This is a genomic window from Flammeovirga kamogawensis (assembly GCF_018736065.1).
In the GTDB taxonomy this organism is placed as follows: domain Bacteria; phylum Bacteroidota; class Bacteroidia; order Cytophagales; family Flammeovirgaceae; genus Flammeovirga; species Flammeovirga kamogawensis.
In genome coordinates, this window is sequence record NZ_CP076128.1 from 2,156,948 (window position 1) to 2,183,212 (window position 26,265).

19 protein-coding genes and 1 tRNA gene are annotated in these 26,265 nt (G+C 32.1%); 11 read left to right on the forward strand and 9 right to left on the reverse strand.

Annotated features, from left to right (window positions below; all coding sequences use genetic code 11):
- Window positions 1-45 precede the first annotated feature (45 nt).
- Window positions 46-972 carry a glutaminase gene (locus KM029_RS08560; protein ID WP_144072888.1) on the reverse strand — a complete coding sequence of 309 codons (927 nt, stop codon included), beginning with the start codon at window positions 970-972 and terminating at the stop codon, window positions 46-48.
- 250 nt (window positions 973-1,222) lie between these two features.
- On the opposite strand from KM029_RS08560, the gene KM029_RS08565 reads away from it, so the two are divergent.
- The gene (locus KM029_RS08565) at window positions 1,223-4,183 is read left to right on the forward strand and encodes a M16 family metallopeptidase (RefSeq protein WP_144072889.1); all 2,961 of its coding nucleotides are present in this window, start codon (window positions 1,223-1,225) and stop codon (window positions 4,181-4,183) included.
- A 145-nt stretch (window positions 4,184-4,328) separates the two neighbouring features.
- Window positions 4,329-5,636, forward strand: a complete 1,308-nt coding sequence (locus tag KM029_RS08570) for a transglycosylase SLT domain-containing protein (protein WP_144072890.1) — start codon at window positions 4,329-4,331, stop codon at window positions 5,634-5,636.
- A gap of 424 nt (window positions 5,637-6,060) precedes the next feature.
- On the opposite strand, the gene KM029_RS08575 is transcribed toward KM029_RS08570, so the two are convergent.
- The 3 genes from KM029_RS08575 to KM029_RS08585 all read right to left on the reverse strand — a co-directional run bounded on the left by KM029_RS08575 (window position 6,061) and on the right by KM029_RS08585 (window position 10,672).
- Window positions 6,061-7,434 carry a hypothetical protein gene (locus tag KM029_RS08575; RefSeq protein ID WP_144072891.1) on the reverse strand — a complete coding sequence of 458 codons (1,374 nt, stop codon included), beginning with the start codon at window positions 7,432-7,434 and terminating at the stop codon, window positions 6,061-6,063.
- Between the two features lie 113 nt (window positions 7,435-7,547).
- Window positions 7,548-9,980 carry an ABC transporter permease gene (locus KM029_RS08580; RefSeq protein WP_144072892.1) on the reverse strand — a complete coding sequence of 811 codons (2,433 nt, stop codon included), beginning with the start codon at window positions 9,978-9,980 and terminating at the stop codon, window positions 7,548-7,550.
- Window positions 9,980-10,672, reverse strand: a complete 693-nt coding sequence (locus KM029_RS08585) for an ABC transporter ATP-binding protein (protein WP_144072893.1) — start codon at window positions 10,670-10,672, stop codon at window positions 9,980-9,982. The genes KM029_RS08580 and KM029_RS08585 overlap by 1 nt, the downstream gene beginning before the upstream one ends.
- Window positions 10,673-10,926: 254 nt before the next feature.
- Here KM029_RS08585 and KM029_RS08590 point away from each other — a divergent pair, with 254 nt between their 5' ends.
- Entirely contained in the window at window positions 10,927-11,163 is a 237-nt protein-coding gene (locus KM029_RS08590) for a hypothetical protein (protein WP_126611102.1), read from the forward strand.
- A gap of 48 nt (window positions 11,164-11,211) precedes the next feature.
- Here the strand turns inward: KM029_RS08590 and KM029_RS08595 are convergent, their stop codons facing one another.
- Complete coding sequence (locus KM029_RS08595) at window positions 11,212-12,027, reverse strand: hypothetical protein (protein ID WP_144072894.1); 816 nt, start codon at window positions 12,025-12,027, stop codon at window positions 11,212-11,214.
- Window positions 12,028-12,330: 303 nt separating this feature from the next.
- On the opposite strand from KM029_RS08595, the gene KM029_RS08600 reads away from it, so the two are divergent.
- The 5 genes from KM029_RS08600 to KM029_RS08620 all read left to right on the forward strand — a co-directional run bounded on the left by KM029_RS08600 (window position 12,331) and on the right by KM029_RS08620 (window position 20,342).
- Complete coding sequence (locus tag KM029_RS08600) at window positions 12,331-14,715, forward strand: type IA DNA topoisomerase (protein WP_144072895.1); 2,385 nt, start codon at window positions 12,331-12,333, stop codon at window positions 14,713-14,715.
- 329 nt (window positions 14,716-15,044) lie between these two features.
- Entirely contained in the window at window positions 15,045-16,346 is a 1,302-nt protein-coding gene (locus KM029_RS08605; protein ID WP_240050287.1) for an ammonium transporter, read from the forward strand.
- A 175-nt stretch (window positions 16,347-16,521) separates the two neighbouring features.
- Window positions 16,522-17,646: an outer membrane beta-barrel protein gene (locus tag KM029_RS08610; RefSeq protein ID WP_144072896.1), complete on the forward strand. Its 1,125-nt coding sequence runs from the start codon at window positions 16,522-16,524 to the stop codon at window positions 17,644-17,646.
- 297 nt (window positions 17,647-17,943) lie between these two features.
- Window positions 17,944-20,094 carry a glutamine synthetase III family protein gene (locus KM029_RS08615; protein ID WP_144072897.1) on the forward strand — a complete coding sequence of 717 codons (2,151 nt, stop codon included), beginning with the start codon at window positions 17,944-17,946 and terminating at the stop codon, window positions 20,092-20,094.
- A gap of 174 nt (window positions 20,095-20,268) precedes the next feature.
- Window positions 20,269-20,342: transfer RNA gene (locus KM029_RS08620), tRNA-His, on the forward strand.
- A gap of 50 nt (window positions 20,343-20,392) precedes the next feature.
- Here the strand turns inward: KM029_RS08620 and KM029_RS08625 are convergent.
- Entirely contained in the window at window positions 20,393-21,313 is a 921-nt protein-coding gene (locus tag KM029_RS08625; protein ID WP_184679429.1) for an alpha/beta fold hydrolase, read from the reverse strand.
- Window positions 21,314-21,470: 157 nt separating this feature from the next.
- Here KM029_RS08625 and KM029_RS08630 point away from each other — a divergent pair, with 157 nt between their 5' ends.
- Together KM029_RS08630 and feoB are read left to right on the forward strand one after the other, a co-directional pair.
- On the forward strand, window positions 21,471-21,719 hold the full coding sequence (locus KM029_RS08630) for a FeoA family protein (RefSeq protein ID WP_144072899.1): 249 nt from the start codon (window positions 21,471-21,473) through the stop codon (window positions 21,717-21,719).
- Between the two features lies 1 nt (window position 21,720).
- Complete coding sequence (feoB, locus tag KM029_RS08635) at window positions 21,721-23,844, forward strand: ferrous iron transport protein B (RefSeq protein WP_144072900.1); 2,124 nt, start codon at window positions 21,721-21,723, stop codon at window positions 23,842-23,844.
- Window positions 23,845-23,921: 77 nt separating this feature from the next.
- Here feoB and KM029_RS08640 read toward each other — a convergent pair whose 3' ends face one another.
- Window positions 23,922-24,386 carry a DM13 domain-containing protein gene (locus tag KM029_RS08640; RefSeq protein WP_144072901.1) on the reverse strand — a complete coding sequence of 155 codons (465 nt, stop codon included), beginning with the start codon at window positions 24,384-24,386 and terminating at the stop codon, window positions 23,922-23,924.
- A gap of 67 nt (window positions 24,387-24,453) precedes the next feature.
- Here KM029_RS08640 and KM029_RS08645 point away from each other — a divergent pair, with 67 nt between their 5' ends.
- Entirely contained in the window at window positions 24,454-25,248 is a 795-nt protein-coding gene (locus tag KM029_RS08645; protein WP_144072902.1) for a PhzF family phenazine biosynthesis protein, read from the forward strand.
- A 53-nt stretch (window positions 25,249-25,301) separates the two neighbouring features.
- On the opposite strand, the gene KM029_RS08650 is transcribed toward KM029_RS08645, so the two are convergent.
- Window positions 25,302-25,874, reverse strand: coding sequence for an NAD(P)H-dependent oxidoreductase (locus tag KM029_RS08650; RefSeq protein WP_144072903.1), 573 nt, complete (start codon window positions 25,872-25,874; stop codon window positions 25,302-25,304).
- Between the two features lie 62 nt (window positions 25,875-25,936).
- The gene (locus tag KM029_RS08655) at window positions 25,937-26,158 is read right to left on the reverse strand and encodes a cyclic nucleotide-binding domain-containing protein (RefSeq protein ID WP_205125425.1); all 222 of its coding nucleotides are present in this window, start codon (window positions 26,156-26,158) and stop codon (window positions 25,937-25,939) included.
- Window positions 26,159-26,265 lie beyond the last annotated feature (107 nt).

Below are 26,265 nucleotides of genomic sequence, written 5' to 3' on the forward strand. Positions count from 1 at the left end.
ATCAAAAAATAAGATGATGCACACTCCTAATTAATAACTATTGAGTTAAAATATTGATAAATCTGTCTCAGTTGTAAATTCTTCTAAGAATCTCATCCCCATATAAGAATTTCCTTTTTTATTGAGACGTGGACTCCAAACAGCTATACTCAAGCCTCTTGGCAAAATAGCTGCTATTCCACCTCCAACACCTGATTTACCCGACAAACCTACTCTAAATGCAAACTCTCCAGATTCGTCATAAAATCCACAAGACAGCATTATTGCATTCATACGTTTCACCTGACTTTTAGATAGTGTAATTCCGTTATACAAAAATGGCTTATCTTGGTTAGCAAAAGCATTAAAAGCTTGGGCCAGTTCTTTACAAGTAAGTGACAATGAACATTGATGGTAATAAAAATCGAGTACTTCATCTACATCATTCTGAATATTACCAAATGACTTTAACATATTAATGTGTGCTGCATTTCGATACCCAGTTATCTTTTCAGAATTAGCTACTTTTAGATCGTAATCAATAGTATCCTCTCCTGCCAAAGATCTTACATAATTTAAAAAATCTTGTTTTGGGTTCTTTAAATAGGTTACAAGAATATCAGCAATTACAATAGCACCTGGATTTATAAATGGGTTTCTCGGAATTCCTTTTTCATATTCCAACTGAACAATAGAATTGAACGCTGTTCCAGATGGTTCTACTCCCACTCTTTTCCATAATGATGGTCCTAATATTGACAAGGCAATTGAAAGTGAAAATACTTTGGAAATACTCTGAATTGAAAACTTTTCTATAGCATCTCCATAAGCATACCCTTCTCCATCATTGGTCTGTAAATAAACACCTAATTTCTTAGGTGAAACTTTAGCTAACTCTGGAATATAACTAGCAACTGTTCCAAAATCTTCTTCGAACAACAATTGATTGTATATATTTTTTAAAATCTTCTGATAATCTCTATTGGAGTGCATATAATTAATATTAATGTTAACAATTGAATTTGTTAACAATTTGATTATGGCTATTACTAAGAAATAATGGTCTTATAATTAAGTCATAAATAACAGAAACGTACTATTGATTTATAACATAATGTGGAAATATTTATTAATTTGCTTAAATATTACATGTATTACGTGTCTAAAATCAAAATAAACAGTGTCAAATTACATTTAATTAGTACTCCTTTCTCAATTGAAAACATCTAATAATTAACTAATAATGACGTACAAATCTATCATCTCATCTGTTCTTGTAACAGGTGCTATGCTATTAGGTGGGTGTAAAACATCCCCATCTAGCGACTCAGAATTCCCTTACGAATTCGTAAAAAACGATCCTCTAAAAACTAGAATCTACACATTAGACAATGGTTTAAAGGTTTACCTTTCTGAATACAAAGATGCACCCCGTATTCAAACATACATTGCGGTAAAAGCCGGAGGTAAAAATGACCCTGCAACATCTACTGGCTTAGCCCACTATTTGGAACACATCATGTTTAAAGGTACTTCTCACTTTGGTACATTAGATTGGAACAAAGAGAAAGTATATTTAGATAGTATTGAACACATGTTCAATCACTATAAAACACTTACAGACGCTGATGAGCGTACTGAGTATTACAAAAAAATTGATCAGGTATCAAACGATGCATCGAAATTAGCTATTGCCAATGAGTACGATAGAATGATTGGGATGATTGGTGCTACGGGAACAAACGCCTATACAACAGAAGACAGAACTGTGTATGTGAACAATATTCCTGCTAATGAACTAAACCGTTGGTTAGAAATTGAATCAGATCGTTTTAAAGAAATTGTTCCTCGTTTATTCCATACTGAATTAGAGGCGGTTTACGAAGAGAAAAACAGATCTTTAGATTCAGATCAGAGCAAAGTATTTGACGCAATGTTTGCTGCTATGTTCCCTAATCACCCTTATGGAACACAAACTGTAATTGGTACGATAGATGATTTAAAAAATCCATCTATTACAGAAATTAAGAAGTATTTTAATCAATTTTATAGACCAAATAACGTTGCCATCTGTTTAAGTGGAGATTTAGACCCAGACAAAACAATTGCAATGATTAATAAGTACTTCGGAAGCTGGAAACCTGGTAATATTCCTGAGTTTATATATAAAGAAGAAGCTCCTATTACAAAGCCAATCGTAAAAGAGGTATTTGGACCTCAAACTGCAATGGTTTTTATGGGATATAGAATGCCTGGTTTAAAAACTGATTCAAGAGATTTACTCAAAGAGCAACTTTGTGATATGATCTTAGCAAACAGTAGTGCAGGTTTAATTGACCTTGATTTAAATCAGCAACAAAAAGTACTAAATGCTAGTAGTTTTGTGTATCCTTTTAACGATTATACAATTCATACGCTATATGCAATTCCAAGAAATGGCCAAACTTTAGAAGAAGCACAAGCTTTACTTCTAGAAGAAATTGAAAAATTGAAAAAAGGTGATTTCGAAGATTGGTTAATTGAAGCTATCGTAAATGATTTCAAAAAATCCGAAATCAAAAAGTTAGAAAGTAACGATGCTAGAGCTGATCAGTTTGTTCAAGCATTCTCTAGAAATATTAAGTGGGAAAACTACATTGATAATATTGATGTAATGCAATCTATCACTAAAGAAGAAATTGTTGCTTTTGCTAATGACAGATATAAAGAAAACTATGTAGTAGTTTACAAACGTAACGGAGAAGACCCTAATAAATTAAAAGTAGACAAGCCTTCGATTACTAAAGTAGAATTAAACAGAGGAAAAGAATCTGAGTTCTTCAAGAAAATTGCTGCAGAAAAGGTTAATCCATTAACGCCACTTTTCTTAGATTATAACAAGGATATTGAAGAGTCTAAAATGAACAGTAATATTACTGTACGTTACAAAAAGAATGTAGAAAATGACTTGTTTGAGTTATACTATATCATAAACATTGGTAAAGACACAGACCCTACATTAAGCTCTGCCATTCAATACTTAGAATATCTTGGTACTGATAAAATGACTTCTGCAGAAATTAAGCAAGAGTTTTATAAACTTGGTGCTGGTTTTAGTGTAAATACATCAAGTGACCAAGTGTATGTCTCTTTAAATGGCCTTACTGAGAATATGGTTCCTGCAATGAAACTTTTTGAAGACTTATTGAACAATGCTCAAGCTGATGAAGGTGTTCTTCAGAATATGGTGGCAATTGAAGAAAAGTCTAGACAAGACACTCAGAAGAATAAAGGCGCAATCTTATTCAACGGCTTAATGAACTATGGTTTATATGGAAATAACAATCCGCTAACAAATGGTTTATCAAACAAAGAATTAGAGCTTATTAAATCGAATGAACTAATTGATAGAATTCATGATTTAACTAAAACAGAACACCGCATTTTATATTATGGACCTGAATCTTTAAATAAAGTTGTAAGTACGTTAAATACTGAGCATAAAGTTCCTGCTTCTTTAAAACCAGTCCCAAAGAAGAAAGAATTCTTTATAAAAGATATAAAACAACCTAAAGTATACTGGACTCACTATGATATGGTACAAGCAGAAGTTATTTTCCTTGCTAAAGGAGAAAAATATGATCCTAAAAGGATTGCTGCAGCGACTTTATTTAACGAATACTTTGGTGGTAGTATGAATGCTATTGTATTCCAAGAAATGAGAGAAGCTCAAGGTTTAGCTTATTCTGTATTTAGTCAATATGGCGTTGCTTCTGAAAAAGGTAAATCAGATTATACACTTGCTTACATTGGTACTCAATCAGATAAACTGACAGAGGCTATGGCAGGAATGAAGGGTCTTTTAGAAAACCCTCCTAAGAATGAACAATCTTTTGAGGCTGCTAAAAAAGCAATCTTAAGTAAATTGGAAAGTGAGCGTATTACAAAAAGTGCCGTTTTATTTAATTATGAATCTGCTCTTAAAAAAGGAAATGATCACGATATTCGTAAAGATGTTTATGAGGCTTTAAAACCAATGACTGTAGATGATGTTATGAAATTCCATTCAGATTTCATCAAAGGGAAAAACTACAATGTTTGTGTAGTTGGTGATAAAGATAAATTAGATATGAAAACTCTTGCTAAATACGGTAAAGTACAAGAATTATCATTGAACGATTTATTTGGCTTCGACAACAAACCAAGAATACATAAAGACCAATAACAGAACAATATTATTGGCAAAAAGAGAGTTTCTATTATTGAGACTCTCTTTTTTTTGTGCTCAATTTTTATTCGATCAACATTTATATTTGAATATGTTATCAAATAACAATACCTTTAAAGTATAATTCTATATAATCCAATATATGAAAATCAACAAAATACTACTTACGTTAATTTGTATTGGCTTTTTTTATATTCCTCTAATTAAAGCAGACAATCCTTCTACACTTCCAACATCCTTCAATTTAATGGGATCTAAAGTGGAGGTAACACCTAGCGGTATGGCTAAAATTATGGAAAAATATAATAGCCTTACCAGATCTAAAAAGCATTACGACCAACTTCTTGAACGTTGTAATACGTATTTTCCATACATCCAAAGAGAGCTTCTTGCAAGAGGTGTTCCTGGAGACTTTAAATTTTTAGCTTTACAAGAATCTTTACTGGATGGTAGTGCTATTTCTAATGCTACACCTCCAGCAGTTGGTTTTTGGCAGTTTAAAGATTTCACAGCTGAAGAAAGAGGTATGAAAATCTCTAGAACAGTAGATGAACGTAAAAACGTAGTTTCTGCTAGTATTGGAGCTGCAGATTATCTTTCTAAAAACCATTATTACCTTGGTAACTGGTTTTATGCAATGATATCTTATCATGATGGATTAGGTGGAGCTAAAAAGTACATCAGCCAGAATAAGTTAAACTATTATTCTAAAGTAGTAATTGATGGCAATACACACCCATACGTACTACACTATTTAGCACACTATTTTGCATTTAAAGACAATATAGGGCAAGACGCACAACACGAAGTACTTATTGAATTCCCTTGTAATGGTTATTCTTTAAATGAGGTAGCTAAATTTACAGGTCAGCCAGTAGAGACATTAAAGCAAAATAATATATGGTTAACTAGTTCATATATTCCAGAAGATAAAGTTTATTCTGTAATGATTGAGGCTAAGCCTACTGAGATCAATCAGATGGTAGCAAAACTTTCTCCATATGCCAAGCCAAAGAAAACACGTGCTGCTCGTTCTATTTTCCAATTCTATGCGGATAGTATTAAAGATGGATACCCATTTGTATTACCAATAGAAGACGAAAGCAAAACAGCTAAATTTGATTTTGCTCGTGTAAATGGTGTAAAAGCTGTAATTCTTCATGAAGAGATGACACAGAAAGAGCTTTCAAAAGCTTTAGATGGTGTATCTAAAGGTATGATTAAGAAATATAACTACATTAAAGGTAAAGATATGCTGATGAAAGACAGACATTATTACCTAGCACCGCTTCCTAAAACAATTCCTGTATCTTATCATATTTTAGAAGAAGGAGAAACATTAACTTTCTTATCAGTTAAATATGGTATAGACAGAAAATCTTTATTGATACTAAATGATGTCAAAAAAGATACTGATATTAAAGTCGGCGATAAAGTGTATTTCAATTAGAAATTAACACTACATCGACTAAATAGAAAAAAGCTATTCAAACATAAGTTTGGATAGCTTTTTTTCAATGAAGGTTATCTATTCTTCATATTGACAGTAAGATTTTTCCGCTTTTGTACTTCTAAATGGGCAAGTATCAATTTGTCAAGGTAGTTATCCTTTTGCGGCTTCATTGAAGAGTCTTGAGTTTTTGACAATGACTTCTTCATGCTTTAATTATTTGTTATTAACCTTTTTACGCTGTGTAATGCAAACTAAACTATAATTTTTAATTAAGCAATTCAAAATTTAATAATCATAAAAAAATCAGTACAACGTAACTAGATTACGTTGTACTGATAGATAATTGTGGTAAGTATAGAGATTTGTGCTTTATACTTATCCGCAAAAAAGCCACTTTTGATAAGAGTGGCTTTTTGCAATTTTATTCAAAACGATTATCAAAACGATTAATCAATGCGTCAACTTCTTCCTGAGAACCAAATTCTAGATATAATGATTTAGTTTGATCAAATAATAATTGAGACTTTGGTGATACACCTTCATGTTCATACCATTGAGATAACCTTCTGAGAGACACCAAACACTTTAAATCATTTACAGTAGATGTCATAAAATCTTTAGCTTTAATATATAAGTCATCAGATTTATCAATTTCATCTATAAACCACCTCATCTCGGCCTCTATAAAATACACCCACCCTTGAAAGATATTAGGAGAATACCCTGCCCAATATTTAAACCTATCTAAAATTCGTCTAATTGCTTCCAATACATTTTCTTCCGATTCTTTATTTCGAACGAGATGAATCACTTTTAAAAGTAATAACATTGGATGAAGAAGATTTCCTTCATATAAAGATGGCTCCTTGTCTAGGATCATTAATACTTTTTCTAGACTTGATTTCTCAGTTAGGCTTTTTAGTTGAAGTAATTCTAAAACACTTCTTACCTGGGGTAACATTTCAATATCTTCTAAAGTCAATGATAATTTATTATTGACTTTTGAGAAAGCTTCCTCAAAATTGTGTCCACTAAAGACATACAGTTGAAAAAGTCTTGTTATTGCTTTATTTACAAATGCTGTATCTTCTGGGTCGTCCAAAAGGTAAGCTTCTTCAATAACAGTGATAGATTGCTCTGTTTTTTCAGTCCAGGTCATTATATCAAAAGCATAATCAGATAGAAAGCGTCTAATTAACCATTTGTCTTTTGATTTTTTTATTTCAGCAATTGCATATTCTGCTAAATCCTTGGCTTCTTGAATATTTTCATATCGACATATCATATACTTTGCATAAGCTAAGCAAGCAAAAGCGGTAACTTCAGATTTTCCATTTTCTATAGAGAAATTAATCATCTCTAATACTATCCACTTATACTTTTCCCAATCTGATATTCTAGAAAACAATGCTATTGGGGCCAATAATTTTAAGTAGTAATTTTCATCATCTAAAGAAATTTCTTCTAAATTTTTCAATCTATCAGGTAATGTAGCCTCACCTACATTTTCTAACAATCTTAATTTTTGGAGCGAAAGAGATCTATGTAAATTACCCACATCAGAAGGTATCTCAAAAGAGAATTCTGGAAGGTAAAGTTCTAAGAATTCATAGTATGTATCTAGAGTATCGTATTGAGGTAAAATCGAGAAATAATCAAATAATCTATTTGATTTGAACGCTAAGTTTTCTTCTCCTTCTATTTTATCGATAAGTACCGTTTGTTCAGATATAAACTGATCTATACTGAGAGTTCTGATTCGATTTCTATCAATTAGGTATTCTGTGTTTGTCACAACAATATAAGTCTTAGAATAAAAAGTAAAGTATCAATGTAATTTAATTATGATATAGAAAATAGAAGAATTTTTGAATTATATTCTAAAAATAATATACTTCAAACCTCCTATTATCTATTTGCTTTTAAATCTTCCACCGGATTTTTAAAAGCTGCTTTGATAACGTGATAACTAACAGTAACTAAAGTTAATAATAAAGTTACGCCACCACTAAATATATAAACTCCAATACCTATAGTAATTGTTTTAGGAAAGTTCTCTAACCATAAACGCATCCCTAAATAAGATATTGGCCAAGCAATTAAACAAGCACTACCAATAAGAATAAAAAACTCTTTAGAAATAAAGAGCATAGCTTCTAAATTTTCCATGCCTAGTGCTTTTCTTATGGCTATTTCTTTGTTTTTCTGAACAGTAATAAAAGATGCTAACCCAAATAAACCAAGGTTCGCAATAATCACCCCAATAATTGAAAAGATCAAAGAAACCTTTGCTAGGCGCTCTTCCTTTTTATATGAGGCTTCTACTTTATCTTGTAAAAAGAATGAATCCATTAAACGATAAGGAATTATTTTTGTCCATTTTGCTAACATAAAAGGTTTTACTTGTTCCCAAGATTTATCACTGCTTAAACGTATAGCCATATATTTTGTAAGATAGCTTCTTGCCGACTCCCAATTATTCACATCAATAATAAAAGGACCTATTTCTTTGTGTATCGGTTCGTAATGGAAATCTTTTAGTACACCTATTATCTGTTCCTTTCCGTTTTCGCTATAAATACCTAAGCCGATAGCATCTTTCGGGTGATCGAGCCCGAGATGTTTTACCATCGCTTCATTTATAAGGATTTCATGAATACTTGCTTTCTTTTCTTCTGAAAAATGATGACCTGCTACTAATTGTAAGTTAAATACATTTTCAAAATCATCTCTTACTTTTAAAGCAGAGTAAAATGTTGAAGAAGTTCTCACATCTCCTTTATTTATAGAAAAAGGATAATTTTGAACCCAAACACCTAAAACTTCATCAATTCCAGTCACAGATTCGACTCCATCTATCTCTAAAAATTGCTCTTTTAATTTATCAAATTTATAAGGTGAGTATCTCACCTCTCCTAATGGTATAACCACTATATTTTCTGTATTAAATCCTAGATAGGCTTTCTTCATTAAATTAAGCTGCTGCTTAGAAACATACGTACTAAACAAAAGAAATATTGCAATTACAAATTGAACTATTACACTCCATTTTCTGAATTTCTTTTGTTTCCTACCCATTGTCCTGGTTACATTCAATCCTTCTAAAGGGCGAACACCAGACAAATAATACATAGGATAAAAGCTCGCTAATGCTCCAACAAAAACACCACTTCCACCAACAAAAAATATTAAAGATTGATTTTCTAAATCTCTGAATAGCAACTTTTCATCTCCTAAAATTTGATAGATATGAGGAAATAAAATCTCCATAAATATCAATGCTCCAAACATGGAACAAACACTTAAAATACCTGCTTCTATTAAAAATTGAACAATTAATTCACTTTGGTCTGCTCCTATTGCTTTTCTTATTCCTACCTCTCTAATTCTAGTAGAGTATCGTACTGCCGACAGATTCATAAAATTGATAGCAGCAATAATCAAAACCATTAATGCAATTGCAGAGAAAATATAGATATACATATAATCTCCATTAGGAGACATCTCAAAATCTAAATCAGAATAAAGGTGTATTTCTCTTATTGGCTGTAAATACAATTGAACATAATCTCTAATAAAATCTGGAAACTTACTACCATCCTGAAATAAGACTTCAAAATCAGCTTCTAACTCTTCTGGTTTTACACCTTTTTTTAATAAAATATACGTCCAACAAGGGTTCCATACCCATTCATTATTATGAATAATGTCTTTGTTAGTTATAGATAAAGTTGAAAATGAGATAAGTTGGTCAAAGTTTAAATGCGTCGGCAAATTAGTTTTATCAACTACACCTGTAACAGTAAGGTAATATTTGTTCTCATAAAGTATTTTCTTTCCTAAAGGGTTCTCATTACCAAAATACTTTTGAGCAATTTTTGTGGTAATTATTATCGATTGAGGTTCAGATAGAGCTGTTCTTTTATTTCCTAAAATCATAGGAAAATCAAATACTTTAAAGAAATCAGAATCCGTAAAATATAAATTTTTCTCATTGTATTGTTTACCATTCACAAACAACATATGAGAGTATGTCTGATCGTTAAAAAAACGAACACTTCTTTCTATGTAATTAGGATAAAGATCTTTAATTGTTGGTCCTAGAGGAATTGGTACACTTGCAGAGCGTTCTCCGATATCTTGAGAATCAATTACCTCAACTACACGGTATGTTCTTTTAGGATCTATATGAAAGTCATCATAAGATAATTCATTTTTTACAATCAGAAATAATAACGAAAAGAAGGCAATACCCATCGACATTCCTAGAACGTTAACGAGAGAATATAAACCATGCTTTTTTAGGTTTCTGATTCCTATAATGATATAATTTCTTAACACTATTTTCCTTTGTGTAAATTTTCAGTGACTATCTGTCCGTCAAAAAGATTGATTATTCTACTAGCATAATCTGATGCCGCGGTAGAGTGAGTTACCATTAAAATGGTAGTACCTAATTCATTTAGTGCCGTCAGTATATCCATTACTTCTCTACCTCTTTCAGAATCTAGATTACCTGTTGGTTCATCAGCAAGTATAAGTCTTGGTCTTGATACAACTGCTCTAGCAACCGCTACACGTTGTTGTAATCCCCCTGATATTTGAGAAGGGAATGCTTTTTTCTTATGAGACAATTGTAATCTGTCCATAATTTTTTCAACCCGAAATTTTCTTTCATTTGGAGAAACGTGTTGATAAATTAATGGTAATTCTATATTCTCAAATATGGTAAGGTCATCAATCAAGTTAAAGCTTTGGAAAACAAACCCAATATTTTCTCTTCTTAGCTGAGCTCTTTTTTTTGATGACAATTTATGAACTGGTTCATTTTGGAAAAGCACTTCTCCATTAGAAGGAATATCCAATAAACCTGCAATGTTAAGGAGCGTTGATTTCCCACACCCAGAAGGTCCCATAATACACACAAACTCCCCTTCATGTATAGTTAAAGATACATGATTAAGTGCTAGTGTTTCACTATCATCATTGTGGTATGACTTATTTATATTTTTAAATTGAATTAACGGTTCCATTATATGTATTATGGTTATTAACTAATAATGTGCAACAACCATTCATTTTTTCTTGATTTAATCAGAATCAACCTATTAACAATAAGTTAGCATAAATAAAATGTTCACTAATGAACTGACCGTTCATATAGATATACTGTATTAAACTGTTATTCTATTTTATTCTTTTAAGTTGGATGAACATAAATCGGAAAATGTTTCTTATCTATATATATGAAAATTCCTATAACCCAATTTTAATTAACCACCCTAATATGTTGACTTTTAAATTACTTATAGAAAACCAGAAGCAAGTCTATCAAATCATAGAAAAATACAATTTTAGAGTAATTGACTACAGACCACATTATGAGATAGAATTTTTTGCAAAAAGTTATCAAGATTTTAACAAAACCTATTTTGATATAACAAATCAATTGCAAAAGATGAATATCAACTATATACTTTCGGATCATTTATTTGTTCCCAACCCTAATAAAAAAGGAGCTTAGTATTTTACTAAACTCCTCTTATTTAACAAAGCTCCACTTATGGGGCTTTTATTTTATAACTGACATTTCTGTACATTCATTTTTATACAAATACTTAAGTATAATAAGTATAGCATCATCTTGATCTTTAGATGATTTCAATTTTTCTACTCTCTTTAAGTCAGAATCTACTGTCCAGATATCTTTCTTATCTGCCCATTCAAAAATTACACCTTGAACACTAAAGTAAGTTTTACCACCGATTACACGCTGATAAACATTATTTAGTTTATTTTCGAAACGATCGCCTTTTGGAGCACCTACTTTTGCAATTACACTACCTGTGTTCGCATTTTTATAAATTTCGCAGTAACATACTCCTTGAAATTTCTGAACTTCGATATCAATTACATTTAATTCTAAAACATACCATTTTCCTTTTTTCTTTATAAAAATGGCATTAATTGATTCAAAACCTTTAGATAGTACTTTATTTGATGTACTATTTACTAATTCATAATCTAAGTCAAAATCAACTACTGCAGTTTTACCTTGAATTCTTGTTGATTTTATATTCACTGTAGACTCTCTTTGCACATTTTGATTGTACTGATTAATAAAGATTGCTCTATAATCACCTTTTCTCATCATGTTGCGCTTTCTAGTGCCATCCACTTCTATTCTTGTAATACTAATTATTACATCTGGACGATAGTGACTCATCATTTCTTCAATTCCTTCTTCAGTTAAAGAAGCTGAATTAATTTTAACCGTATTCTTGATTAAGTTTTCTAATTGCTTTTTATCATTATCATTTTGAGCAAATGATAGGCTTGTAGTAAATACAAATAGTAAAAGCAGAGAAATGTTCTTTAAGTAATTCATAGTAATTGTTTTTTTATTTGAACGATTGATTAATAAACGAGTGTGTTATAAATAAAGTTGCTTTAACAAATAATTAATTTAATCAGTAAAATAGTGAACATAGTATTAGTTTCAATCAAAAAGTATATAAATACTTAATAATAAGACTATTAAAAATCTCAGGTTATTAAAAATAATATAAAGCTCGGGTTATTTAATGAATGAATAAAATTATTTAAAAGATTTCAGTTATCAAATATAGAGAAATAGATGATTTTTTAGAACTTTAAATATTCTATTATTACCAAAGTGATTCATTAGTATATGAAAGTCTGTATTGCCGAGAAACCTAGTGTAGGTAGAGAAATAGCAAAAATATTAGGTGCCAATCAAAAAAAGAATGGGTACTACGAAGGAAATGGTTATCAGATTACATGGACCTTTGGTCATTTATGTACCTTAAAAGAACCTCACGATTATGATCCTTCCCTCAAAAGATGGGATTTAGTTACCTTACCTATTGTACCAATTAAATTTGCTATTAAACTAATAAATAATAGTGGATCTAAGGAGCAATTTAAAGTTATAGAAAGCCTAGTAAAAAATGCTACTGAAGTAATAAATTGTGGTGATGCTGGCCAAGAAGGAGAATTAATACAACGTTGGGTTTTACACCAAGCTAAATGCAACGTTCCTGTTAAGCGCCTTTGGATTTCCTCTTTAACAGAAGAAGCTATTAGAAATGGTTTTAATAATCTACAAAGTGAAAATGAGTTTGACTTATTATATGCAGCAGGAAGTGCACGTGCAATTGGAGATTGGTTATTAGGTATAAATGCTACAAGATTATATACTATTAAATTTGGTGGTTATAAACAGTTACTTTCTATAGGTAGAGTACAGACACCTACTCTTGCACTAATTGCTAATAGGTATTTAGAAATAGAAAACTTTAAAAGTGAAAAATATTGGGAATTAAAGACAAAATATAGGAATATAAATTTTAATGCTACTAAAGGTAAATACCAAAAAGAAGAAGATATAAAGCGCGATATTGAATTAATAAAGAATAAACCTTTTGAAATTGTATCCTTCAAAAGAAAAGAAGGTATTGAAACATCTCCATATTTATTTGATTTAACTTCTTTACAAGTAGAATGTAATAAGAAGTTCAGTTTTTCTGCTGAACAAACACTTAAATTAGCTCAAAGTCTTTATGAAAAGAAGTTCCTTACTTACCCTCGTGTAGATACTACTTATTTACCTAATAATCTGTATCCAGAAGTTGGCCCGACATTAAAAGCACTATCTAAATTCTCTAATGAGACTGCTCCTTTATTTGGGAAACCATTTAAGAAATCTAAAAAAGTTTTTAATGATCAGAAAGTTACAGATCACCATGCAATTATTCCTACTAAAATAACTGCAAGAGGTATGACCGAATCTGAATCTGCCGTTTATGATTTAGTTGCTCTACGTTTTATAGCTGCATTTTATCCAGAATGTAAAGTTGCTAAAACAGAAGTTCTTGGAAAAGTAGAATCTATTGACTTTAAAACGAATGGTAGAGAAGTTCTTGATCCGGGTTGGCGTGTTTTATTTAAAAAAGATGAAGAAGAAGAAAAAAAGAGGAAAAAGAAAAAAGGGGAGGAAGACGAACAAACATTACCTACTTTTCAGCAAGGAGAAATGGGAGAGCACACTCCTTCTATTTTTAATAAAGAAACAAAACCTCCTAAGTTATATACAGAAGCTACCCTTTTACGAGCAATGGAAACTGCTGGTAAAAATATAGATGATGAGGAATTGAGAAAAGCAATGAAGGAAAATGGTATTGGTAGACCTTCTACGAGAGCAAATATTATTGAAACATTGTTTCGAAGAAAATACATCGAAAAGCAAAGAAAAAATTTAGTACCTACACAAGCTGGCTTAAGCTTAGTTGCTACAATACAGAATGATTTACTCAAATCAGCAGAACTAACAGGTATTTGGGAAAAGAAACTTCGTCAAATAGAAGATGGAGATTATGATATCAATCTTTTTATGAATGAAATAAAAGAGATGGTAACAGAAGTTGTTCAGAATGTAAAATCTATTCGATCAAACTTTAAAATTGAAACACCAACCAAATCTCTTAAGGTTACTCCATCTAAAAAAGTAAAACCAAAACCAACAGAACAAGATTTAACCTGTCCTAAATGTAAAAAGCATAATGTAGTAAAAGGAAATAATGCTTATGGCTGCTTAGGTTGGAAAGACAAAAGCTGTGACTTTTTAATAAAATTTGATTTTGAGGGTAAAAAATTAACAGATAAACAAATTCAGTCCTTAATCATAAAAGGTAGAACTCCAGAAATAAAAGGATTTAAAATTAATGGTGTTACTAAAAAAGGTGTACTTATTCTTAATAATTCATCAAAAATTATCTTTAATGAGTTAGAAGAACAACCATTAATGTGTCCGAAATGCCAAAAAGGTCAAATTTTAGAAGGAAAAACTGCTTTTGGGTGTGGAAATTGGAAAAATGGGTGTGATTTTAAGGTGCCTTTTGAAGTTTTTGGTAAAAAAATCACAAAAACTCAATTAAAATCACTCATTCAGAAAGGAACTACCCAAAAAATGAAGGGATTTACATCAAAAAGCACTGATTTCACTGAAGGAAGGTTAAAATTAAACCCAGACTTCTCAATTTCAATAATAAATTAATTCCAAAGGGTTATTTTAAAACCTAAAATCAATATTTTTTTATTTTTTCATTACATATTCCATAAAAAAACACCCTGTTTTTTAAAAATACTCTATTTTTTAAGGTAAATAGGGTTATTTTTCGTGTTAAGATTTGCAAATAAGGAATTAGAGCCATAGAATTGTATCAGAAATCAAGGGAAACAAACTTTAAGAAGTTTCTTAAACGCTGTCTACCTTAATAGATGTGAGTGATCCGTTTAACTTCGGTCCAAAAGATCTTTGTTAAACGGATATATCACACATAACTAGAAATTTTGACACTATCTATAATTTAATTTTCAACTGCGATGTTCTCATCTATTCACCTAATCGCCGATGCTACATTGGCTACGACAGAAGCAGTAACACAAGCTGTTACAGCAGAACAACTTCAAACAATTAGTCTAACAACAAGCAACGTTTGGATGCTAGTATGTACAATGCTAGTTTTTATTATGGCACTTGGTTTTGCATGTGTTGAAGCGGGTTTTACCCAAGCTAAAAACACTGTAAACATCTTGTTCAAAAACTCTGTTGATTTAAGTGTAGGAATTATTTCTTATGCATGGTTTGGTTTCAACCTTATGTACCCAGGAGAGTTTAATGGTATTTTTGGATTTAAAGAATGGGGTATTCAACTACCTACAGATTACACATCACTAGGTTATGCAGGTGGTGCTTACACGTACTGGACTGACTTCTTATTCCAAGCAATGTTTGCTGCAACATGTGCAACAATTGTTTCTGGAGCAGTAGCAGAAAGAATCAAAATTACTTCTTATTTTATTTTCACATTCTTCTTAGTAGGACTTATCTACCCTGTTTTAGGTTCATGGCACTGGGGTGGCGGATGGTTATCTCAAATGGGATTCTATGACTTCGCTGGTTCAACTGTAGTTCACTCAGTAGGTGGATGGGCAGCCTTAGCAGGTATTATTGCAATCGGACCACGTATTGGTAAATATGTTAACGGTAAAGTAGTTGACAAGCCAGGTTCTTCAGTTCCTTTAGCTGTAATTGGTGTATTCTTGTTATGGTTCGGATGGTTCGGGTTCAACGGTGGATCTGTATTATCAGCAGATGCTGAATCTATCTCATTAGTATTAGTTACTACAACTTTAGCTGCAGCAGCAGGAGCAATCGGCGGATGGGTCGGTGGATACATCTTGTTTAAACGTTACGATTTAGGAATGGTATTAAACGGTATCCTTGCAGGTTTAGTAGGTATTACAGCAGGTGCAGATAAAATGTCACCTAACGAAGCAATCTTAATTGGTCTTTTCTGTGGTATTATCGTTGTATTCTCTGCAGTAACAATGGACAAATTCAAATTAGATGATTGTGTAGGAGCTGTTTCAGTTCACTTAACTTGTGGTATCGTTGGTACTTTAGCAGTAGGTGTACTAGGAGAGTTAGCTAGCTGGTCACAATTTGTAACACAATTAACAGGTGTTGCTGCATATGGTGCTGTTGCATTCTCTGCTTCATTAGCAATATTCTACGGATTAAAATTCACAGTTGGTGTAAGAGTTTCAGAAGAACACGAATCTGAAGGACTTGATAGCCATGAGCACGGTATCCGTGGTTATACTATCACTTACGATAACTAGTAAATATTAGGGAGAGTTTAAAAACTCTCCCTTAAAATAAAAGCCAGCTTAATAGCTTTAATATTTAGCAAACAATTATCATTTCTTCAAAACTATCGCTAGAAGAAATTATTCCAACTAAGTACTTCATGTGTGCGAAGTAACTATTAATTATTCACCTCTATAATTTTCTAAAATGAAAACTAAATTTTTCTCTTTCATTGCACCTTTAATGGTTGCAGGTTCAATGGCATTTGCTCAAGATTCAGCAGAAACTACAGAAGTAGTAATCGCAGAAGAAACTGTTGAAGCAACAGAAGAAGAAGTAACAGAATCAAACAAACTTGCTATATCAGGTTCAGTTGATTTATATTATAACTATGATTTTTCAGGACAAGACGTTCCAAACATCGGAACTTCTTTTAACGATACACAAAATTCTATCGCTTTAGGTATGGCTAACGTGATTTTATCACAGTCATTAGGTAAAGCTTCGTTTGTAGCTGATTTATCATTCGGTACTAGATCAAACAACTCTATTCCAGACGCTCAATTTCATATTCAAAACTTATATGCATCTTACCAATTAACTGAAAAGTTATCGGCAACTGCAGGTTTCATGGGTACTTTCGTAGGTTATGAAGTAATTTCTCCAACAGGAAACTTCAACTACTCTACTTCTTACTTATTCTCTAACGGTCCTTTCCAAAATGCTGGACTTAAGTTTGACTATGCTGTATCTGAAAAGTTTGCAGTTATGTTAGGTATATTTACAAACGAATGGGATACTTACTCTGCAGCTCCTAACTTAGGAATGAGCGGTATTGGTGCACAAATTTACTATGCTCCAGTAGAAGGTCTTGATTTATACTTTAACGGTTTTAACTCTTCAACAAGATCAGTTGTTGATTTAACTGCTGGTTACCAAGCATCAGATGCATTGTATATTGGTTTAAATGCTGCATGGGCTGACAAGAAAGAAGGATATGATGGAGCTACAGATGCTTACAAATCAGTTGATCAATTATACACAGGTGTTGCTACTTACTTACAGTACGGTTTCTCAGAAACATTTGCTTTAGGTCTTCGTTACGAATATTTCAAAGACAATGCTAAAGTAAATGAGTTAGACGGTTCTTCTGTTGATAACTTCACTGCAGTAAATGCTTTCACATTATCTGGTAACATTGCTTTAGGACCATTAATGGTAATTCCTGAATTAAGAATGGATACTTCAGATATGGATATCTTCTTAGATAGCGATGCAAAAGCTACAAGCTCAGCTACTCAAGGTACTTTAGCAGTAGTTTACGCATTCTAATCTAAACTTTACTTACCAAAAAGTACAAGTATAATAAGAGCCAATACAAATCCTGTATTGGCTCTTATCTTTAATAAAAAAGGGCTTTTTTTGAAAAAATCATTAATTTAAATCCATTTAGGTAAAAATTTACCCACAAAATGTGAAAATCCTTGATTTTTTTAAAAAACAGACTCATATTTACAGAGTAAACAAATTATAACAACTTCAGCTAACGAACAACTGTCTTATAAACCTTATTAAAATGGGTATTTAAAATAGAGTTCTAGCTATCGTTTTTTTTAATCTCACATTACAATGACAAATCTTCGTTTTAACGCCGTAGAGGTCGCTTCAGCTAGAAGTGCGAAAACTGTGGAAACTCCATCAAACAGAATTTCTGATTATTTTGGAGAAGACTGTTTCGGTCTTCCACAAATGAAAGCTCACCTTGCTCCTGGTATTTACAAAAAAGTAGAATCAGCAGTAAAACATGGTACTAAGATTGATGAAGCTACTGCTGATGCAGTTGCAACATCTGTAGCTACTTGGGCAATCTCAAAAGGAGCAACTCACCACACTCACTGGTTCCAACCATTAACTGGGTCTTCTGCGGAGAAACATGATTCATTCTTCGATTACACTAAAGGAATTGAAACTTTTAAAGGATCTACTCTAGTTCAACAAGAGCCAGATGCTTCTTCTTTCCCGAACGGTGGTATTCGTGCTACTAACCAAGCTCGTGGTTATACTGGTTGGGATCCAAGTTCTCCAATCTTTATCGTAGACAAAACTTTATGTATCCCTACTGTATTCGTATCGTTTACAGGTGATACTTTAGATTATAAAACACCATTGTTAAAAGCTCAAGAAGCAATTAACAAAGCTACTATCGATGTATGTCAATATTTCGAAGAAGGTGTTACAAGTATTTCTGCTTCATTAGGTTGTGAGCAAGAATATTTCTTAGTAGACAAAGCATTTTATGTTGCACGTCCTGACCTTTACATTACTGGTCGTACGTTATTTGGTGCTAAGCCTCCACACGGTCAGCAATTAGACGATCACTACTTTGGTTCTATTGCACCGCGTGTAAACGCATTTATGAAAGACTTCGAATACCAATGTCATAAATTGGGAATTCCTATTACTACTCGTCATAACGAAGTAGCACCAGGTCAATTCGAAGCTGCTCCTTTATATGAAGAAATCAACACTGGTGTTGATCACAACCTTCTTATGATGGACATTATGGAGAAAGTTGCAGGAGAGCATAACTTTGCTGTACTTCTTCACGAAAAGCCTTTCGCAGGATTAAACGGTTCAGGTAAGCACAACAACTGGTCGTTAATTACAAACAAAGGACGTAACTTATTTGATCCAGAAGGTTCTCTTTACTTCTTAACTTTCTTAGTGAACACTGTAAAAGCTGTTCATAAGTATGCTGACTTACTACGTGCATCTATTGCATCTGCTGGTAACGATCACCGTTTAGGAGCAAATGAAGCACCTCCTGCAATCATGTCTGTATTCTTAGGTTCTTCTCTAACTGCATTTTTAGATGAAGTTGCTAAAACAGGTAAACTAGTATTCAACGAAGGTGATGATCAATATATTGAATTAGGTCTTGATAAGATTCCTGGTTTAAAATTAGATACTACGGACCGTAACCGTACTTCTCCTTTTGCATTCACTGGTAACAAGTTTGAATTCCGTGCTGTAGGTTCTACTCAGAACACTGCAACTCCAATGACGGTATTAAACTTAATCGTTGCTGAGCAATTAACTAACTTCAAAGAGTCTGTTGATGCTGCAATTGCTGGTGGAAAAGATAAAGAAGCTGCAATCAGAGACGTATTAGTACAATACATCAAAGAATCTGAAGCTATCCGTTTTGAAGGTGATGGTTACTCTCAAGAATGGGTAGAAGAAGCTGAATCAAGAGGTCTTTCTAACGTTAAAGATACTCCTCGTGCTTTAGATTTCTTCATCTCTAAAGAGGCTAAGGAAATCTTTGCTAAGCAAGGTGTATTTACTGAAAGAGAAATTGAAGCTCGTCATGATGTTTGGTCTGAGATCTACTCAACTAAAATTGATATCGAGTCGAAAACAATGGAAGAGCTTGTATTAAACAAAGTACTTCCTGCATCAGCTAGCTATGTTGCTAAATTATCTGACTCTGCAGTAAAATTAAAAGATCTTGGTCTTGATGCTTCATCAATTATTACTACTATTGAAGAAGTTACAGGTTTCATGAAAACAGCAAAAGAAGGTGTAGCTGCAATGGTATTAGAGCGTGATAGAGTTCTTGCTATTGAAGATACAAATGCTCAAGCTGTTGAATTCTGTGATAGCATTAAAGCTAAATACTTCGACACTATCCGTGAAGCAGTAGATCGTTTAGAATTATTCGTTGATGACGCTGAATGGCCATTACCGAAATATTCTGAAATGTTATTAATAAAATAATAAGAAGAAATTCTTATAATGTGGGATGTTTATACAGCCTCATGGTTCTTTTTAGAATCATGAGGCCCCATTTTTCTCACTGAATATTAGCGGATTAAATAATAAATTCATTTTATATGAAATAATTATTGGATTATTACAATTAATCCTACATATTTGCACCGCAATAAAACGGCGATCGTAGCTCAGTTGGTTAGAGCACTGGTTTGTGGTTCCAGGGGTCGTGGGTTCGATTCCCATCGTTCGCCCAAATGCTTAAAACACTTCTAAGAAATTAGAAGTGTTTTTTTATGCTCTTTTATTCCCCCTTGTTTATCAACCAATCTCTAATAATTGGAAAATGATCTGTAACAGCTTCTTTTGCTGTACAAATATTTATATGATCATAATCTTTTGCATGACCTGTTTCCTTAGCTAAGTAAATAAATTTATCTTTTTTATTTCCTACCTCTTTCATTAATCGAATTACATCATACTTATGCCCTAAATAGTACTCTCGTTTACCTGTAAGATATAAAGTAGGAGGAATATGAGATGCTCGTTTAAATGCATTTAAATAATTAAAATTATCAGATGGATCAACCCAATTGTCTAAATCAAATACCCACTTTTTACAATCTTCATAAACTCCTTTAGGTTCATTCTCTTGACCAATTCTCATTTCCTTAGCAGGAAAATATCCAAATATTTTTGTTGCTAAACCTGCCACATATCTCCAAATAAAATCAACTTCAAACCTTTTCTTAAAGGTCTTTAGTGAAATACTTCTTTTAGTTGCAAAGAAGCACATAGATGCAATATTTAATTCTGGATGACGTGCTAAATGGGCTAATGTCCATACTCCACCCCATGAATGTGCAATGATATGAATTGAAATTCCTTCAGGATAGTACTGCTTGATTTCTGTAATTATTGCTGGTATTTCTTCTTCTATAGCATCAATTTGACGTGATTTACTATTTCTTGATACTAAAGGTCTACTTTTACCTCTACCTCTAAAATCAGGTACAAATACATCAAAACCTTGAGCCGCTAAATAGGGAGCAATGCCTTTGTCATTTAAAGAATAAAAAATTCGCCCTCCTTCTATACTACCATGTACCATTAAAATAGCTTCTTTAGGGGTAGAAGGAATATATCTTTTTACATATAGTTGATCTTCCCCAACCGCAATGTATTTATCTTCTGATGTGAATTGTTTATCAATAGTTGTATTCATGGTGTTTATTTATAAGTGAGTAGTCATTCAATTTATGCAAAAATTGATAAATTATTAAATTTGATTCATTCTAAATAAGCAATAGTTATAAAAATTAATATTGGTGTGTTACCTTTACTAATCAATAATCAGTCTAAATAAAACTCAGTACGAGTAGATGAATAATAAAACAAACACGATCAGTATAGACGCTTTAGCTATTGGTTCTTATGGAATCATTAAAGAGTTCCATGATAAAGTGGTAGGGAGTCGTTTAATTGATCTTGGATTATTTCCTGGTAAAAAAATTAAAGTACTTAGAAAAGCTCCATTTGGAGGTGCTTTATATATTAAATCTGGTCAACAGTCGTTTGCATTAGGGCTTACTGAAGCAAAAACTGTATTTGCTACTCCTGAGGTAATTTAATATGAATAACGACAAACTTAAAATTGCTTTATTAGGTAATCCTAATGTAGGTAAATCGTGTATATTTAACCAACTAACTGGCTTACGCCAAAAAGTTGGAAATTTTCCGGGTGTAACTGTAGATAAAAAGATAGGTACTGCTATATTATCGGATAATCAGAAAGCTACAATTATTGACTTTCCTGGTACTTATAGCCTCTATCCTACCTCATCTGATGAAAGAGTAGTTTTAAATACATTTGCTGATCCTACTTCTGAAGATTACCCAGATGTAATTATTTATATTGCTGATATAACTAACCTTGAACGTCACCTTTTACTCTTAACTCAAGTTAAAGACCTTGGCTTACCCATTGTTCTTGTTTTAAACATGAGTGATATAGCAGAAAAAAAAGGATTAGTTACGGATTCGGATAAACTTTCTAAAGTACTCAAAGTACCTATTGTTACTGTTAATGGTAGAAGTGGAGAAGGTATTGACAATTTAAAAACAGGTATTCTTAGTGTTGTTGATAATAATAACATTGAAAATATTATCACATATAAGCCAAAACAAGCTGAAGAAGTTTGTATTCAAGAAATTAAAGCACTTAACAGCTCTTTATCAGATTATCAAGCATCATTATGGGCACATCATTTTAATGAATTACCTTTTATAGATAACAGTTTAAAAGCTTCCATTAAAAGTATTGTCAATAAAAATGATTATGCAGATATGCGTTTTCAAATTGATGAGACTTTACAACGATTTAATTTTATCACTCCACTAATTCAAAGTGCAGTAAAGGAAACTTTACCAAAAGAGAATTTTAGTTTGACGGATAAAATTGATGCAATTGTAACACATAAATACTTCGGGCCTTTAATATTTGTTGCCATTTTACTTTTAGTATTTCAATCAATATTTTCATGGGCATCAGGTCCTATGGACTTAATTGATGAAGGAATGGCAAGTTTAGGTGAATATCTAAAAGCTGTACTACCTGAAGGATGGTTTACAGACCTTATTTTAGATGGAGTAATTGCTGGACTTGGTGGTGTTCTTGTTTTTGTACCTCAAATTACCATCTTATTCTTTTTGATCTCATTAATGGAAGAATCTGGATATATGTCTAGAGCCGTCTATATGTTTGATAAAATAATGATGAAGTTCGGTATGAATGGTAGAAGTATTATCGCATTAATTTCAGGTGGTGCCTGTGCTATTCCTGCTGTGATGTCTACTAGAACTATTGGTAATTGGAAAGAAAGAATGATTACAATAATGGTTACTCCATTAATTTCTTGTTCTGCTCGAATTCCTGTCTATGCTATCTTAGTTGCTTTTGCAGTTCCTGACCAAACTATTGGAGGTATTTTTAACCTACAAGGTTTAACTTTTATGGGATTGTATGTATTGGGTGTTGTAGCTACCTTACTTGCTGGACTTGTATTTAAAAAGATATTAAAAGCTGATGCTCCTACATTTTTAGCAATGGAATTACCTTCTTATAAGATGCCACATTGGAAAAATGTTGCTTTAACGGTTGGAGAAAAAGTAAATACATTTGTTACAGAAGCAGGCAAAGTGATTATTATTGTTTCTATTGCACTATGGGCGTTAGCTACATACGGTCCTGGAGATAATATTGAAAAAGCAGAAGTTTTAGCTAAGGAAGAAGCTATGAACCTTAATTTAAATACAACACAAACTGAAGATTTAGTCGCATCAAAACAACTAGAAGCTAGTTATGTTGGTATCTTAGGAAAAGGAATTGAACCACTATTTAGACCTTTAGGGTTTGATTGGAAGATAAGTATTGCATTAGTTACTTCGTTTGCTGCAAGAGAGGTATTTGTTGGTACAATGGCTACAATTTATAGTGTAGGTTCTTCTCAAGAAGAAATAGCACCATTACGTAAACAAATGGCTGCAGCAGTCAACCCTACAACTGGTGAACATGAATTTACTAGAGCTACAGCCTTTTCACTAATGGTTTTCTATGTATTTGCAATGCAATGTATGTCTACGCTAGCAGTGGTAAAGAGAGAAACTAAAAGTTGGAAATGGCCAGCTATTCAATTTGCTTATATGAGTGCATTAGCATATATCGGTAGCCTTATTACCTATCATATTTTCTTATAAGTCACTCCTTTTTTATACAAAAACAGCCCGTTTTCTAATAGAAGAAAACGGGCTGTTTTTGTATCTCAATTGTAGAATTATTCCATTACAGCATGTCCGAAAAGCACGCTATATTGTTTACACCAAATCAATAGATATTTATTTTTTGAATAATCTATTCCTTCTGGTAACGAATAAGTTTGTGTTCCAGATACAGCCTGTAAACGCCCCAAATCAATAAAGCCATTTCCATTAAGGTCTTGAGCTAAATAAACATATAAATCAGGACCATTATCAGACATAAAATCGGAGTTAAGAATTACCGATAAGTCTTTTATTGTAGCAGAGCCCGATGTGGGATGAGCACCATTTTCAAAGTTACCCATTAAGTCGGCCATTACCTCGTCTTCATCTTCGTCTGTGTTGGTTGAATCAGAATTAGAATCCATATCATCGTCCATGTCAGAAGTTAGAGTAGATAAATCTAAAGGTTCTGGTTCTGGATTGTTATTACAGTTAGAAAATAAGAGACAAATAAGTAGAGAATAAGCTAATAATTTCATGTAGTTAATATTTTGTTATTATTTAGAGTATTGAAATATAATACATTATACTAAAGCAAAACAAATTATGAACTTACCAATTTATCAAATTGATGCATTTACATCAGATGTATTCAAAGGAAACCCTGCCGCTGTCATCCCTTTAACATCTTGGATAGATGAAAATATAATGCAAGCAATTGCAATGGAAAACAACTTATCCGAAACTGTATTTTTCAAGAAAGAGAAAGATTATTATTCAATTAGATGGTTTACTCCAGAAACAGAAATTCGTCTTTGTGGACATGCAACTTTAGCTACTGCTCATTATTTATTTAAACATGAAAATTTAGCATCTAAAACTATAAAATTTCACTCTCACTTAAGTGGTGATTTGTCTGTGGAGAAAAATGAAAAAGGTTATACTTTAAATTTTCCTAGTCAGAAACCTATCGATTTTTCTAAGCCAGAATATTTAGAGAGTGCATTAGGTTGTGAGATCAATTACTGTTTAAAAAATGGTATGTTTATTCTTTGCGAAGTAACAAATGAAAAAACATTACTTGATTTAACTCCTGATTTTTCATTAATCAATACTAAAAACCCTGAATTAGGAATAATTGTTACTTCAAAAAGTAGCCAAGAAAATGTAGATTTTGTCTCTAGATTTTTTCACCCTGGTATTGGTATAAATGAAGATCCTGTAACAGGTTCGGCACATACCGTTTTAATTCCCTATTGGGCAGAAAAACTAAATAAAAAAGAAATGATTGCAAAACAACTTTCAAAAAGAGGCGGTGAACTTCATTGTGTTTTGCTAGAAGATAAAGTTTTGATTTCAGGAAATGCAGTCACCTATCTAAAAGGTGAAATCTATGTATAAAAAACTCCCGTATCTTAAAATAGAAATGATACGGGAATTTTCTTTATTGAACATTAAAAATGTAATGCTACTTCCTTCAAAAAGGACTTTCTTTTTTCCTTCTTTCCTGAGGTTGTGTAAGGTGAATTAAGCCATTTTACATTCTTAATACCTACACCTTTTAAAGTGGCATTTATAAAAACTTTTTGGATTGAATTCCCTTTAAAGAATTTAATATACCAAGTAGGAGCTTCTGAAGTTGTGATCACTTTAGATGAAGTGATATTGATTAACTGTCCTTCCAAGCCAGTTTTTGTCTCAACGTAAGAGAAGTTTTTCAACATCACTTTATCTATAAACCCTTTCAAGATAGCAGGTACATCATACCACCAAATTGGAAATATAAAGACTAATTCATTTGTTTCTTTCAACATTTTCTGATATTGAATCACCTGTTTATCTGTCGTTTCTCCTTTACTATATAAAGCTAGGTCTTCTTCTCTTAATACAGGATCAAAATTATCTTTATTCAAATCAATCACCTGATATTCTTTTTTTTGCTCTTCTAACTTTGTTATTACAGTATCAAAAATTGCTTTATTAAAGCTTCCATGCCACGGGTGGGCTAATATTATTGTTGTCTTCATAATTCTTTCTTGTTATGAAAGCAAAGCTAGGTAGGTTTTACCTTCTGTTATAGGACAAATGTCTAAAAAGTGACTTTACTTCTAATTCTACTCAAATGCCTTTGTGTTATTCTTAGATAGGAAGAAAGGTATTTTAATGGAATTTTTTGTAAAAGCTCTGGATAATTATTCACTAAATCTTTATAACGGTTTTCAGCGAATTCTTTTTGTAAAGAAAATATTCTTTCTTCCATTAGAAAATAAGCTTGATCAGCCATTTTCTTAGTGAAAACTAACCAATTCATATTTTCCTCAGTTAATTTTATAAAGTCTTCTTTCTGAAAAACTAAGATTTCTACATCTGTAATTGCATGAATATTTTCTTATGTTGGACGTCCTGTTAAAAAGGAAG